12 protein-coding genes are annotated in these 14089 nt (G+C 60.5%); 11 read left to right on the top strand and 1 reads right to left on the bottom strand.

The genetic code is table 11. The features are described 5' to 3' along the window. Position 1 precedes the first annotated feature (1 nt). The 3 genes from PH547_RS17085 (at position 2) to PH547_RS17075 (ending at position 4520) form a co-directional block, all read left to right on the top strand. Positions 2–1168 (top strand): pyridoxal phosphate-dependent aminotransferase, encoded by a 1167-nt coding sequence (locus PH547_RS17085; RefSeq protein WP_285168933.1) that lies wholly within the window; start codon positions 2–4, stop codon positions 1166–1168. Positions 1169–1390: 222 nt separating this feature from the next. Next, the gene (gene galE, locus PH547_RS17080) at positions 1391–2425 is read left to right on the top strand and encodes a UDP-glucose 4-epimerase GalE (RefSeq protein ID WP_285168932.1); all 1035 of its coding nucleotides are present in this window, start codon (positions 1391–1393) and stop codon (positions 2423–2425) included. Positions 2426–2558: 133 nt separating this feature from the next. Beyond that, positions 2559–4520: a putative bifunctional diguanylate cyclase/phosphodiesterase gene (locus tag PH547_RS17075; protein WP_104821960.1), complete on the top strand. Its 1962-nt coding sequence runs from the start codon at positions 2559–2561 to the stop codon at positions 4518–4520. A gap of 79 nt (positions 4521–4599) precedes the next feature. On the opposite strand, the gene PH547_RS17070 is transcribed toward PH547_RS17075, so the two are convergent. Beyond that, positions 4600–5517 (bottom strand): LysR family transcriptional regulator, encoded by a 918-nt coding sequence (locus tag PH547_RS17070; protein WP_104821961.1) that lies wholly within the window; start codon positions 5515–5517, stop codon positions 4600–4602. A 171-nt stretch (positions 5518–5688) separates the two neighbouring features. Between PH547_RS17070 and PH547_RS17065 the strand changes: the two genes are divergently transcribed. The 8 genes from PH547_RS17065 (at position 5689) to mmsB (ending at position 14059) form a co-directional block, all read left to right on the top strand. After that, positions 5689–6897: an ABC transporter substrate-binding protein gene (locus PH547_RS17065; protein WP_104821962.1), complete on the top strand. Its 1209-nt coding sequence runs from the start codon at positions 5689–5691 to the stop codon at positions 6895–6897. 15 nt (positions 6898–6912) lie between these two features. Further along, positions 6913–7695, top strand: a complete 783-nt coding sequence (locus PH547_RS17060) for an ABC transporter ATP-binding protein (protein WP_104821963.1) — start codon at positions 6913–6915, stop codon at positions 7693–7695. Between the two features lies 1 nt (position 7696). Further along, complete coding sequence (locus tag PH547_RS17055) at positions 7697–8398, top strand: ABC transporter ATP-binding protein (RefSeq protein WP_283049067.1); 702 nt, start codon at positions 7697–7699, stop codon at positions 8396–8398. 4 nt (positions 8399–8402) lie between these two features. Then, the gene (locus PH547_RS17050) at positions 8403–9290 is read left to right on the top strand and encodes a branched-chain amino acid ABC transporter permease (protein ID WP_104821965.1); all 888 of its coding nucleotides are present in this window, start codon (positions 8403–8405) and stop codon (positions 9288–9290) included. Position 9291: 1 nt separating this feature from the next. Beyond that, positions 9292–10281, top strand: a complete 990-nt coding sequence (locus tag PH547_RS17045; protein ID WP_285168931.1) for a branched-chain amino acid ABC transporter permease — start codon at positions 9292–9294, stop codon at positions 10279–10281. A 178-nt stretch (positions 10282–10459) separates the two neighbouring features. Then, complete coding sequence (locus PH547_RS17040; protein WP_285168930.1) at positions 10460–12055, top strand: GMC family oxidoreductase; 1596 nt, start codon at positions 10460–10462, stop codon at positions 12053–12055. A gap of 41 nt (positions 12056–12096) precedes the next feature. Then, complete coding sequence (locus PH547_RS17035) at positions 12097–13155, top strand: enoyl-CoA hydratase/isomerase family protein (RefSeq protein ID WP_285168929.1); 1059 nt, start codon at positions 12097–12099, stop codon at positions 13153–13155. Positions 13156–13177: 22 nt separating this feature from the next. Beyond that, complete coding sequence (gene mmsB / locus PH547_RS17030) at positions 13178–14059, top strand: 3-hydroxyisobutyrate dehydrogenase (RefSeq protein ID WP_285168928.1); 882 nt, start codon at positions 13178–13180, stop codon at positions 14057–14059. The last annotated feature ends 30 nt before the right edge of the window (positions 14060–14089 follow it).

Below are 14089 nucleotides of genomic sequence, written 5' to 3'. Positions count from 1 at the left end.
CATGTCGATATTGGATAGCCTCAGCCCGCGTGCGCTGGCCGCGCCCGAAAGCGGGATTGTGGAAGTGGTGAACTATGCCCGTGGCCGTGATGGCCTGCTGCCGCTCTGGGTCGGCGAGGGGGATCTGCCGACGCCGGATTTCATCAATCGTGCGACCATGGCCTCGCTCAATGCCGGCGAAACCTTCTATACGTGGCAGCGCGGCATACCGGAGCTGCGCCAGGCGCTTTCCGACTATTATGGGCGGCATTTCGGCGTCTCTCTGCCGATGGAGCATTTTTACGTCACCGGTTCGGGCATGCAGGCGATCCAGCTTTCGGTGCAGGCGATCACCTCGCCCGGCGATGAGATGATCTATCTCTCGCCGGCCTGGCCGAATATTGCGGCCGCGCTTGAGATCGCCGGCGCCCGCTCGGTCGCCGTGCCGCTGCAGTTCGAAAACGGCAAGTGGACGCTCGATCTTGAGCTTTTGAAAGCGGCGATCACGCCGAAAACCAAAGGCCTCTTCATCAACACGCCGTCGAACCCGACCGGCTGGACGGCGACGCATCAGGACCTCCGCGATATCCTGGAACTAGCCAGGGAGCACGGCCTCTGGATCATGGCCGACGAGATCTATGCGCTCTATTATTATGCCGGCGGCCGGGCGCCCTCCTTCCTCGAGGTCCGGCAAGCTGACGACAGGATCATGTTCGTCAACTCCTTCTCGAAGAATTGGTCGATGACCGGCTGGCGCGTCGGCTGGATCGTGGCGCCCGCCGAGCTTGGCCAGGTCATCGAAAATCTCGTGCAGTACTCGACCTCCGGTGTGGCGCAGTTCATGCAAAAGGGCGCCGTTGCCGCTTTGAACGAAGGCGATGATTTCGTCCGCTCCAACATCGCCAAGGCGGCCCGTTCGCGCGATATCCTTTGCGACGCGCTGATCGCGACCAATCGCGTCCACACGCTGAAGCCGGATGGCGCACTCTATGCCTTCCTGAAGATCGACGGCGTCACCGACAGCCGCAAGGCCGCCCTCGATATCGTCGACAAGACCGGTGTTGGCCTGGCACCCGGAACGGCCTTCGGCAAGGGCGGCGAACTCTTCATGCGGGCCTGTTTCCTGCGTGATCCCGCGCAGGTAGCGGATGCCGCTGAACGCCTAAGCCGCTATATCCTGAGTTTGTAAGGGCAGGACTCCTTGCTGATATATTGACTGAACCCGGCCTCTGTGCCGGGTTTTTCGTCCGTGAGACTAGGATCGATAAAATTCGAGCAATCCCTGAAAACTCCGCCTAACCATAGGAACAATCTTCCCTGCGCGGTACCCCGCTCAACCCCTGCTTTTAATCAAATCCGTAAGAAAGCGGGCTTCATATGCTTCTCATATTACTTTGCAGAGGCGCGAAGAATGACAGTGTTGGTGACAGGCGGCGCGGGATATATCGGCAGCCATATGGTCTGGAAATTGCTGGACGCCGGCGAGGATGTGGTTGTCATCGACCGTCTTTCCACCGGTTTTCGCTGGGCAGTCGCGCCGGCTGCACGCTTCTATCTCGGCGATGTCGCCGATGAAGTGTTGCTGCAAAAGATCTTCGCGGAAAATGATATTGATGCCGTCATTCACTTCGCCGGCTCCGCCGTCGTGCCGGCGTCGATCGAAGATCCGCTAGCCTATTACGACAACAACGCCGGCAAAACCCGCATCCTGATGAGCGCGGCGATCAAGGCCGGTATTCGCCACTTCGTCTTTTCCTCCACCGCCGCCGTCTACGGCCCGCAGCCCTCCGACGAACTGGTGCGGGAAAACGCGCCGCTGCGGCCGGAAACACCCTATGGGCAATCCAAGCTAATGTCGGAGTTGATGCTGCGCGATGCCGCCGCCGCTTACGATTTCAGCTATGTGGCGCTGCGTTATTTCAACGTCGCCGGCGCCGATCCGAACGGCAGGACCGGCCAATCGACCGACGGCGCCACGCACCTTATCAAGGTCGCCTGCGAGGCCGCCCTCGGCCGGCGCCGCCAGGTGGATATCTACGGCACGGACTATCCGACACACGACGGTACCGGCGTGCGCGACTACATCCATGTTTCCGATCTCGTCGAAGCCCATATGATGGCGCTGCAGCATCTGAGACGCGGCGGCCGCCCGCTGGTTGCCAATTGCGGTTATGGCATGGGCTATTCGGTGCTCGATGTCCTGAACATGGTCATGCGCGTCTACGGCCAAGCGTTTCGCATTCACATGGCGCCGCGCCGGCCCGGCGATGCCGCCAGCGTCGTCGCCGATGCCACGCTCGCCCATCGCGAACTAGGCTGGGAGCCGAAATACAATTGCATGGAGACGATCGTGCGCTCGTCACTGGAGTGGGAAAACTACCTCGCGCACAGATCCGGTTTCGATGTCAGTGGCCTGCATAAGGTGTTCGCAGCACCCAGCATCTGATGCTGGAATGCATGAATATATTTCGATGTTTGGGTGAAACTCAAAGTATACAACAATCATCGGTAATATTTCCCAATAAAAATAACTGAAAATCAAGTTTTTTGTGGTTTTGTGTGGGTGGGGGAAGGAAGCCATGAGGAACTTGCTTTCAGGCTTGCGCCTGCAGAAAGAGAATCCGACGTTTCTGGTGGCGCAATACAAGGCGCTGGCGTCACAGATACCGGTCCTTTATATTCTTTTGATCATCAACGCCCTGGCCGTGGTGATCACCCATATCCACACCGCGCCGATGTGGCTGGCGGTTTATGTGCCGGTCAGCCTGAGCATCCTCTGCGTTTTCCGCATCGTCTGGTGGCAGTTGCATGGGCAGGATCCCATCGATGCGGATCGAGCCTATGGTGTGATGCGCCGGACCGTCGTGCTCGCCGGCGTGCTGACCCTTGCTTTCGGCATCTGGGCAGTCGCACTTTATCAATACGGCAATGCCTATCAGCAGGGGCAAATTTCCTATTTCCTTGTGGTGACGGGCATTTCCTGCGTCTTCTGTCTGATGCATCTGCCGGCCGCAGCCCTTCTGACGACGGCCATTACCTTTTCCTTCATGGTCGTCACCTTCATGTTCTCGGGCAATTCCGTGTTCGTGGCGACCGCGACCAGCGTCATCTTCCTGTCGTTTCCCTTCGTTCGTGTCATCAATAGCTATTTCCGGAATTTTGCCGGGCTGGTGCGGCTGACGGAAGAACTCGGCGACAAGCAGGCGGAAGCCGAACGGTTGAACCTCGTCAACAGCCGCAACGCGCTACAGGATCAACTGACCGGTCTTGCCAACCGCCGCAGTTTCTTTCGCGAATTGCAGGATCTCTTGCAGCAACGGCCGGAGACGCCACCAATCATCGGCCTTGTCGATCTCGACGGCTTCAAGCCGGTCAACGACGTCTTTGGCCATGCCGCCGGTGATTTCGTGTTGAAACAGACTGCCGAACGTTTTGTGGCTTTGATGGGCGGCAAGGGCACAATTGCGCGCCTTGGGGGCGACGAGTTCGGCGTGATTTTTCCAAGCGATCTCAGCCGTGATTGTGTCTCCGAGATGGGGCAGGCTTTCTGTGCGGCGCTCCGCGAACCCTATGATGTGCCCGGCGGCTCCATCCGCATTTCCGGGTCCTGCGGTATCGTCGTTCCGGAGGGCGGCGGCCACACCGCCGAGCAGCTCTATGAAAAGGCGGACTTCGCCCTCTATCAGGTCAAGAGCCGCCGCAGCGGCAATGTCGAGTTCTTCTCCCACGATCTCGAAGAAATCCTCCAGCAACGGCACCTGATCGAGTTGGAATTGCAGGGCGATAATTTCGCCAGGGAGTTGTCGCTGGAATATCAGCCGATCATCGATCTCGATGATGGCCATGTCGTCGGTTTCGAAGCTTTGGCGCGCTGGAACAGCGCCCGCCTCGGCCGCGTCAGCCCCGATGCCTTCATCCCCGCCGCCGAACGCACCGCGATGATCGGCAAGATGACCCGCATCCTCTTCGCGGAGGCGCTGCAGGCGTTGTCGATCATGCCGCCGCCGCTGCGCATGTCCTTTAACCTCTCGGCCCGCGATATCTGCGACCATGAAACGTCGATGGCTCTTCTTGCCATGATCCATGCCGCCAGGATCGACCCGCGCCGCATCGAATTCGAGATCACCGAGACGGCCTTATTGTCGGATTTCAACACCGCCTATGAGGTCATCGGCCTGCTGCGCGGCGCAGGTATTACCATCGCGCTCGACGATTTCGGCACCGGCTTTTCCAGCCTCAGCCATATCCACCGGTTGGAATTCGACAAGATCAAGATCGACAAGAGCTTCGTCATGCGGTTTGATCGTGATGTCCGCTGCATGAATATCACCCGCTCGGTTGCCAGTCTCTGCCGCAATCTCGGCATCACATCGGTCGCCGAAGGCGTCGAAAGTGCTGCAATTGCCGAGGCGCTGCATGCTTTCGGCGTGCGGTTGGCGCAGGGCTATCATTTTTCCAGGCCGTTGCGTCTGCATGATGCGATCGCCTTTGCCGAGGCGAGCGAGAGCGGCATCGCGGCGGGGCGCGTGGCAAGCGCCTAGAGCAATTCCAGGAAAAGTGCGTAGCGGTTTTCCGTCCGGAATTGCGTAAAACAATAAGATAGAGCGGTTCTGAACCGCTCTAAGCTGACGCATGCCCCAGAAAGGCCGGTGCGTTGCGATGCACGGCCTCTACCAGAAAGTCGATGACGGTGCGCACGCGCGGCGACTGCCTGAGGTCGCGGTGGCAGGTGATCCAGTAGTGCCGTTTCAGGTCGACTTCATCGGGCAGCACCATCTGCAGGTCCGGATGCCGGCAGGCGATAAAGAAGGGCAGCACGCAGAGCCCCAGCCCGCTTTTGGTCGCCGTCAACTGCGCAAAGATGCTGGAACTCTGGAATTGCGGCTTGATGCGCGGATGGATGTCGCCGAGATAATCGAGACCAGGCGCAAAGATCATGTCCTCGATGTAGCCGACGAACGCGTGCTCCGGCAGATCGTCGCGGCTCTCCACCGGCGGGTGGCTGGCGAGGTAATCCCGCGATCCATAGACCTGCAGGTGGTAGTCGGTCAATTTCTCGGTGAAATAGGGGCCGGCCTTCGGCGGGTCGAGCACGATGACGATATCGGCTTCCTTGCGCGACAGCGACATGATCTGCTGGATCGTCACCAATTCCAGCGAGATGTTCGGATACCGCGCGGTGAACTCCGAAAGCATGGTGGTGAAGAAGAAATTGGAAAAGCCCTCCGGCGCGCTGATACGCACCACGCCGCGTTGTGCCGCCGAGCCGACCCTCAGGTCTGACCGCAGTCGCTCGGTTTCCTGCTCCATTCGCTCGGCTGTGTCGATGAAGCGCTGGCCCATGCCGGTCAGCATATAGCCCCGCGGATTGCGCTCGAAGAGCTTGACCTGAAGCGAAAATTCCAGCCGGTCGATACGGCGCGAGACGGTGGCGTGGCTGGTGCGCAATTGCCGCGCAGCGGTTGAAAGCTGCCCGGTCCGGGCCACCGCCAGGAAGAACTGCAGGTCGTCCCAGGTGAAGTGCGGCGCGGTCTTCATGCCTCCCTTTCTGTTCAAAAATGAACAGACACTGTTTGGAATTAGTTGCAAACTTCACTTGCGTCAATGCGCGATTTCAATGATCTTGAGGGATAGCAAAGTCGTTTTGAGGATAACGACTGGCCAATTTTGAACAGATTCATTTTTGCCAAATCTCTGGGAGGAGAGGATATGCGAAAGAGTCTCATTGCGTCCCTGGCACTTCTGCTTGCAAGCAGCACCGCAGCATTCGCCGCTGGCGCGTCCGACGGTGTGGTGAAGATCGGCATCCTGAATGACCAGTCGGGCGTCTATGCCGACTTTGGTGGCAAGTCCTCGGTGGAGGCGGCGAAGATGGCTGTCGAGGATTTTGGCGGCAAGGTGCTGGGCGTGCCGATCGAGATCGTAGATGCCGACCATCAGAATAAACCCGATATCGCCTCTAATATCGCTCGCCAATGGTATGACACCGACAAGGTCGACGCCATCATGGAGCTGACGACCTCGTCGGTGGCGCTGGCCGTGCAGGCGATCGCCAAGGAAAAGAAGAAGATCGATATCGTCACCGGCGCGGCAACGACCGATCTCACCGGCAAGCAATGCTCGCCCTACGGCTTCCATTGGGCCTATGACACGCATGCGCTGGCCGTCGGCACCGGCGGCGCACTGGTCAAGCAGGGCGGCGAGACCTGGTTCTTCCTGACCGCCGATTATGCCTTCGGCTATTCGCTGGAGCAGCAGACATCTGATTTCGTCAAGGCAAACGGCGGCAAGGTTCTCGGTTCCGTCCGCCATCCGCTGTCGACCAACGACTTCTCGTCCTTCCTGCTGCAGGCGCAATCGTCCGGTGCCAAGGTCATCGGCCTTGCCAATGCCGGCCTCGATACTTCCAACGCCATTAAGCAAGCGTCGGAATTCGGTATCACCCAGGGCGGCCAGCATCTGGCGGCGCTGCTCTTCACGCTCGCCGAAGTTCATGGCCTCGGCCTGCAGGCGGCCCAGGGTCTGACGCTGACCGAAGGCTACTATTGGAACCGCGACGACGAAAGCCGCAAATTCGGCAAACGCTTCTTCGATCGCACCGGCAAGATGCCGAACATGATCCACACCGGTACCTATTCCGCCGTGCTGCAATATCTGAAGGCCGTGCAGAAGGCCGGCACCGACGATACCGAAGCGGTCGCCAAGGAACTGCATGAAATGCCGGTCGACGACGTTTTTGGCCGCGGCGGCACTGTCGGCCCCAACGGCCGCATGATCCACGACATGTACCTGCTCCAGGTCAAGAAACCGGAGGAGAGCAAGGGCGACTGGGACTACTACAACGTGCTGGCAACGATTCCCGGTAAGGAAGCCTATATCGATCCGGCCAAGAGTGGCTGCGATCTCGTCAAGCAGTAAGGTTGCGATCAGCCGATGGCGATCTCTGCGGCAGAGAAACAAGAAGAGCCACGGGTGGTGTTATCCGCCCGCGGCCTCCGGCGCGATTTTGGCGGCTTCACGGCCGTCAAGAATGTTGATCTCGATGTGCGCCATGCCTGCGTGCACGCGCTGATCGGCCCGAACGGCGCCGGCAAGACGACTGTGTTCAATCTTCTGACCAAGTTCCTGCAGCCGACGCATGGCACGATCACGCTTCTCGGCACCGATATCACTAGGACGAAGCCGGACAAGGTCGCGCGCATGGGGCTGGTGCGCTCGTTCCAGATTTCGGCGGTCTTTCCGCATCTCTCCGTGCTGGACAATGTCCGTGTCGCCCTGCAGCGGCCGAACAATCTGGCGCATCAATTCTGGCGGCCGATCTCGGCGCTGGCGAGCCTGGACGATCGTGCCGAACAATTGCTGGCAGCAGTCGGTCTGACGAAGGAGCGCAATGCCATCGCTGCCGATCTTTCCTATGGCCGCAAGCGGGTGCTGGAGATAGCGACGACCTTGGCGCTTGATCCCAAGGTGCTGCTGCTCGACGAGCCAATGGCCGGCATGGGGCTCGAGGATGTCAACACCGTCTCCGCCATCATTCGCGACGTGGCGCGCGACCGGGCGGTGCTAATGGTGGAACACAATCTCTCCGTCGTCGCCGATATCTGCCACCATGTCACCGTCCTCCAGCGCGGCGAAATCCTCGCCGAAGGCGACTATGCCACGGTCAGCCGCGACCCGCGCGTCCGCGAGGCCTATATGGGCACGGAGGAGGCGTAGGATGGCAGCGCTACTGGAGGTACAGGGTCTCAATGCCTGGTATGGCGAAAGCCACATATTGCATGGCGTCGACATGAACGTTGGCGAGGGCGAGACCATCACCATTCTCGGCCGCAACGGCGTCGGCAAGACGACGACGCTGCGCACCATCGTCGGCATCGTCCGGGCGCGCAAGGGCAGGATCGCCTTTGCCGGCGCCGACATGATGCAGGTGCCGCTGCACAAGACGGCGCACAGGGGCATTGGCTTCGTGCCGGAGGAGCGCGGCATCTTCTCGACACTCAATGTTCATGAAAACCTGATGCTGCCGCCGGTGGTCGCGCAGGGCGGGATGACGGTTGACGAGATTTTCGAGCTGTTTCCCAATCTGTACGAGCGCCGCAACAGCCCGGGCACGAAACTCTCCGGTGGTGAGCAGCAAATGCTCGCCATGGCCCGCATTCTGCGCACGGGCGTGCGAATGCTGCTGCTCGACGAGCCGACCGAGGGACTGGCACCCGTCATCGTCCAGCGTATCGGCGAGGTGTTGAAGAAGCTGAAGGAGCGCGGCATGACCATTCTGCTGGTTGAGCAGAATTTCCGCTTCGCCAGCCGTATTGCCGATCGTTTCTATCTGATGGATCATGGCCAGATGGTCTCGGAATTTCCGGTCGGCGAATTGCCGGAGCGGATGGGCATGCTGCACAAGGTTCTGGGGGTCTGACGCCATGACCATGATATTCGGGATCCCGCTGCAGGCGCTTCTCGGACAATTGCTGATCGGGCTGATCAACGGCTCCTTCTATGCGCTCTTGAGCCTCGGGCTCGCGATCATCTTCGGCATGCTGCGGGTGATCAATTTCGCCCATGGCGCGCTCTACATGCTCGGCGCCTTCACCGCCTATTTGCTGCTTGCCTATGCCGGCATCGGCTATTGGCCATCATTGGTGCTCGCGCCGTTGATTGTCGGCCTGTTCGGCGCGGTCGTGGAGCGCCTGTGCTTGCGCCGGCTCTACAAAGTCGATCCGCTTTACGGCCTGCTCTTTACCTTCGGCATGGCGCTGACCATCGAAGGCACGTTCCGCTATCTCTATGGTTCGTCCGGTCAGCCCTACGCCGTACCGACGGCGCTGGTGGGCGGTGTCAATCTCGGCTTCATGTTCCTGCCGATCTATCGCGGCTGGGTGATCGTCGTGTCGCTTATCGTCTGTATTGGCACCTGGCTGCTGATCGAGAAGACCAAGCTCGGCGCCTATCTGCGTGCTGCAACGGAAAATTCGGTGCTTGTACAGGTCTTCGGCGTCAACGTGCCGGTGCTTCTGACGCTGACCTATGCTTTCGGCGTCGCGCTTGCCGCCCTTGCCGGGGTGCTGGCCGCGCCGATCTATCAGGTCTCGCCGTTGATGGGATCGAACATGATCATCATCGTCTTTGCCGTGGTGGTCGTCGGCGGCATGGGCTCGATCATGGGTGCGATCATCACCGGCTATGTGCTTGGCGTCGCGGAAGGCTTGACGAAGGTGTTTTATCCGGAAGCATCCAACATCGTCATCTTCGTGATCATGGCGATCGTGCTGCTTCTCAGGCCCGCGGGCCTCTTTGGCCGGGATGCGTGACATGGCTGATATGACCGATACGCTGAAGTCCGAAAGCCGCCGCCCGTCATCATCAGTTCAGAAGGGCTTCCTGGTCGTCGGCCTGGTGCTGCTGATCTGGGCACCGTTTTTCATCTACCCCATCTTTGTCATGAAGGTGCTCTGCTTCGCGCTGTTCGCCTGCGCCTTCAACCTGCTGCTTGGCTATACCGGTCTTCTGTCCTTCGGCCATGCCACCTTCTTCGGCGGCGCGGCCTATTTCACCGCGCATGCGGTAAAGGTATGGGGCGTGCCGCCGGAACTCGGCATCCTGATCGGCGTTGCGGGTGCAGCCTTGCTCGGCCTGATCATGGGCTTCGTCGCCATTCGCCGGCAGGGTATCTATTTCGCCATGATCACCCTGGCGCTGTCCTACATGTTCTATTTCTTCTGTCTGCAGGCGAAGTTCACCCAGGGCGAAGACGGCATTCAGTCGGTGCCACGAGGTTCCCTGTTCGGCGTCATCGATCTCAGCAACTCCTTTAACATGTACTATTTCGTGCTGGCGGTGTTCATCATCGGCGTGCTGATCATCTGGCGTTTCATCAATTCGCCCTTCGGCATGATCCTGAAGTCGATCCGGGAAAACGAGCAGCGGGCGATTTCGCTCGGCTATTCCGTGGCCCATTACAAGCTCGGTGCTTTCGTCATGTCGGCGGCGCTTGCCGGGCTTGCGGGTGCAGTCAAGGCGCTGGTCTTCCAGTTCGCAACGCTCACCGATGTCGCCTGGCAGATGTCGGGCGAGGTGATCCTGATGACCTTGCTTGGTGGCATCGGCACGTTGGTCGGCCCGCTTTTCGGCGCCGGCTTCGTGGCGACCCTGGAAAACTATCTCGCGACCTCGGAATTCCCAGTGACGATCATCACCGGCATCGTCTTCATGGTCTGCGTCCTGCTCTTCCGTCGCGGCATTATCGGGGAATTCTACGCTTCGCGGCTGGGGCGGAAGCTGGGATTTGAGTATCGGCGGTGACGGCTTGATTTTCCTTCTCCCCGTCCTGAGCTTGTCGAAGGGGCGGGGAGAAGGTGCCCGAAGGGCGGATGAGGGGCCTGCACGGATTGCCGGTGAATACCGAGTTTGCCGAACCTTCGAGCCCCTCACCCTAACCCTCTCCCCGCAGGCGGGGAGAGGGGACAACAGAGTCTCTGGAATGGATCGCTTCGACTACATCATCATCGGTGCCGGCAGTGCCGGCTGTGTGCTTGCCAACCGGCTGTCGGCGGATCGCAACAACAGGGTGCTGCTGTTGGAGGCAGGTGGCAGCGACAATTACCACTGGATCCACATCCCCGTCGGCTATCTCTATTGCATCAACAATCCCCGCACCGACTGGTGCTTCACCACAGCGCCGGAAGCGGGGCTGAACGGCCGCTCGCTGAACTATCCGCGCGGCAAGGTGCTCGGCGGCAGCTCCTCGATCAACGGCATGATCTATATGCGCGGCCAAGCGCGAGACTATGATCTCTGGCGGCAGCTCGGCTGCGCCGGCTGGGGCTGGGACGACGTGCTGCCCTATTTCGTGAAGTCCGAGGACCATTATAGGGGCAAGGATGAAATGCACGGCGCGGGCGGCGAATGGCGAGTCGAGAAAGCCCGCGTGCGCTGGGCCGTGCTCGACGCCTTCCAGGCGGCCGCCCGCGAAGCCGGCATTCCGGAGACTGCGGATTTCAATCGCGGCAACAATGAAGGTTCCGGCTATTTCGATGTCAACCAGCGCTCGGGCATCCGCTGGAACACCGCGAAGGCTTTCCTGCGACCGGCGCTGAAGCAGGGCAATCTTACCGTGCTTACCAAGGCACAGGTCCGCCGCTTGCTCATTCAGGACGATGCCGTCACCGGTGTCGAATTCCAGCATGACGGCGTGACGAAGCACGTTTATGCCGACAAGGAGACTGTGCTTTCCGCCGGCGCGATCGGCTCGCCGCAGATTCTCGAACTCTCCGGCATCGGTCGCGGCGAGGTGTTGAGCCAGGCCGGCATTGAAGTGGTGCGGGAGGTCAAGGCGATCGGCGAGAACCTGCAGGATCACTTGCAACTGCGCATGGCCTATAAAGTGACCGGCGTGCCGACGCTGAACGAGAAGGCGACGAAGTTCTTCGGCAAAGCGGCGATCGGGCTGGAATATCTCGTGCGCCGCTCCGGACCGATGGCGATGGCGCCGAGCCAGCTCGGCATTTTCACCCGCTCCGGCCCCGACAAGGAAACGCCGGATCTGCAATATCATGTGCAGCCGGTCTCGCTCGACAAGTTCGGCGATCCCGTCCATCCCTTTCCGGCGATCACGGCAAGCGTCTGCAATCTGAGGCCGGAAAGTCGCGGTTCGGTGCACATCCAGAGCCCTGATTTTGCCATGCAGCCGGCGATCAGCCCAAACTATCTTTCGGCACCGCGCGACCGAGAGATTGCCGTGCGCTCCATCCGGCTGACCCGGCGGATTGTTGAGCAGCCGTCTTTCGCCAAGTTCAAGCCGGAAGAATTCAAGCCAGGCCCGTCCTATCAGACCGATGCCGACCTCGAGCGCGCCGCCGGCGATATCGGCACGACGATCTTTCACCCGGTCGGCACCTGCCGCATGGGCGGCGATCCGCAAAGCGTGGTCGATCCGCGCCTGCGGTTTCGGGCGCTGGCAAGGCTTCGGATCGCCGACGCCTCAGTCATGCCGTCGATCACCTCGGGTAATACCAATTCGCCGACCATCATGATTGCCGAGAAAGCCGCCGAGATGATCCTTGCCGACAACCGCTGAGCGCCTATTGATTGAGGAAGGCGGGCATAGGGAGTTTTCGAATGCAGAGCATAGACGAGGTCATCATCGGGCGTCAGGGATCGGCGGGTCTCATCCGCCTCAACCGGCCGCAGGCGCTGAACAGCCTAACGCTGCCGATGATCCGGGCGATTGCAGCGGCGCTTGCTGATTTCGCTGCCGATCCATCGATCGCCAGCGTCATCGTCAGGGGTGAGGGTGACCGCGCCTTCTGTGCCGGCGGCGACATCCGCCTGTTGCATGAGAGCGGCAAACAGGGTTCTTCAGACGCCGAAACCTTCTGGCGCGAGGAATTCCGCCTCAACCACGCCATTGCCGATTATCCCAAACCCTATGTGGCGCTGATGGACGGCATCACCATGGGCGGCGGCGTCGGGCTCTCTTCCCATGGCAGCCATCGCGTCGTCACCGAACGCACCCGCTTCGCAATGCCGGAAACCGGCATCGGCTATTTTCCCGACATCGGCGCCACCTGGCTTTTGCCGCGCGCGCCCGGCGAAGCTGGCACCTGGATGGGCTTGACCGGCCTTGCCATCAACGCCGCCGATGCGATTCACGCGCGGCTGGCCGATCATTGTGTTGCTTCTTCCGATCTATCGGCGCTGATCGAAGCGATCGGCGCGCTGCCGGTTGCCGCATCGCCGGCCGATGTGCATACGGTGATTGCGGGCATGGCGGTTGCTGTAGGCGAAAGCCGCCTGGCCGCCAACCGCGACATGATCGATCGGGCGCTGGCATATGATACCGTCGAGGAGATTCAGGAGGCGCTGGCGCGCGAAGCAGGCGATTTCGCCGCCGAAACGCGGCAGATAATCAGCACGCGCTCGCCCACCAGCCTGAAGCTGACGTTGCGGCTGCTGCGTGCCGGACGCAGCAGTGCAAGCCTCGCCGAATGCCTGAATCGCGAACTCGGCGCCTGCATGCGGATCTTGTATAATCCCGACTTCTACGAAGGCGTCCGCGCCGCCGTCATCGATAAGGACCGCAATCCAAAATGGTCGCCGGCAAGCCTTGCCGAGGTCGCGGCAAGCGATATCGACTGCTTCTTCGTGCCGGCGCGACCGCCGCTTTTCGAAGCATAAATGATCATGGGAGGAGAGCATCATGACACGGATCGCATTCATCGGGCTCGGCAATATGGGTGGTCCCATGGCCGCCAATCTGGTCAAGGCCGGCCATGACGTCGTCGGCTTCGATCTCTCGCATGATATGCTGAAGGCCGCGGAGGCAACGGGCGTCAAGGCGGCAAACATGCTGAGCGAAGCGCTTGCGGATGCCGAAGCCGTCATCACCATGTTGCCGAAGGGGCAGCATGTTCTAACGGTTTGGACCGATATTCTGCGCTCCGTGCCGAAGGGCACTCTGCTGATCGACAGCTCGACCATAGATGTCGACAGCGCTCGCAAGGCCCATGCCATGGCAGGCGATGCCGGCTGCCTGTCGCTCGACGCGCCGGTCTCCGGCGGCACCGGCGGTGCGGCAGCCGGAACGCTCACCTTCATGGCTGGTGGCTCGGCGGAAAGTTTTGCAGGCGCCAAACCGCTGCTGGAAGTCATGGGCCGGAAGATCGTCCATTGCGGCGACGCAGGCGCCGGGCAGGCGGCGAAGATCTGCAACAACATGATCCTCGGCATTTCCATGATCGGCGTCTGCGAGGCCTTCGTGCTCGGCGAAAAGCTCGGCCTCTCGCATCAGGCGCTCTTCGACGTCGCCTCGACCTCTTCGGGCCAATGCTGGTCGATCAATACCTATTGCCCGGTGCCCGGCCCTGTGCCGACCTCGCCGGCCAATAACGACTACAAACCGGGCTTCATGGCAGCACTGATGCTGAAGGATCTGCGATTGGCACAGGAGGCAGCGCTGTCAACCGGCGCATCCACGCCGCTGGGTGCCGAAGCGGCGCAGCTCTACGCACTCTTTGAAAAGCTCGGCAATGGCGGCCGCGATTTTTCGGCCATTATTGAGATGTTTCGGGAGGCGGATTGAATATTACTCGTGATGATCGAGTGAGTTGAA

It is taken from the genome of Rhizobium cerradonense, assembly GCF_030182455.1.
In the GTDB taxonomy this organism is placed as follows: Bacteria; Pseudomonadota; Alphaproteobacteria; order Rhizobiales; family Rhizobiaceae; genus Rhizobium.
Note: the sequence above shows the minus strand (reverse complement) of the source record. Positions and strands in the feature narration are given on the sequence as shown.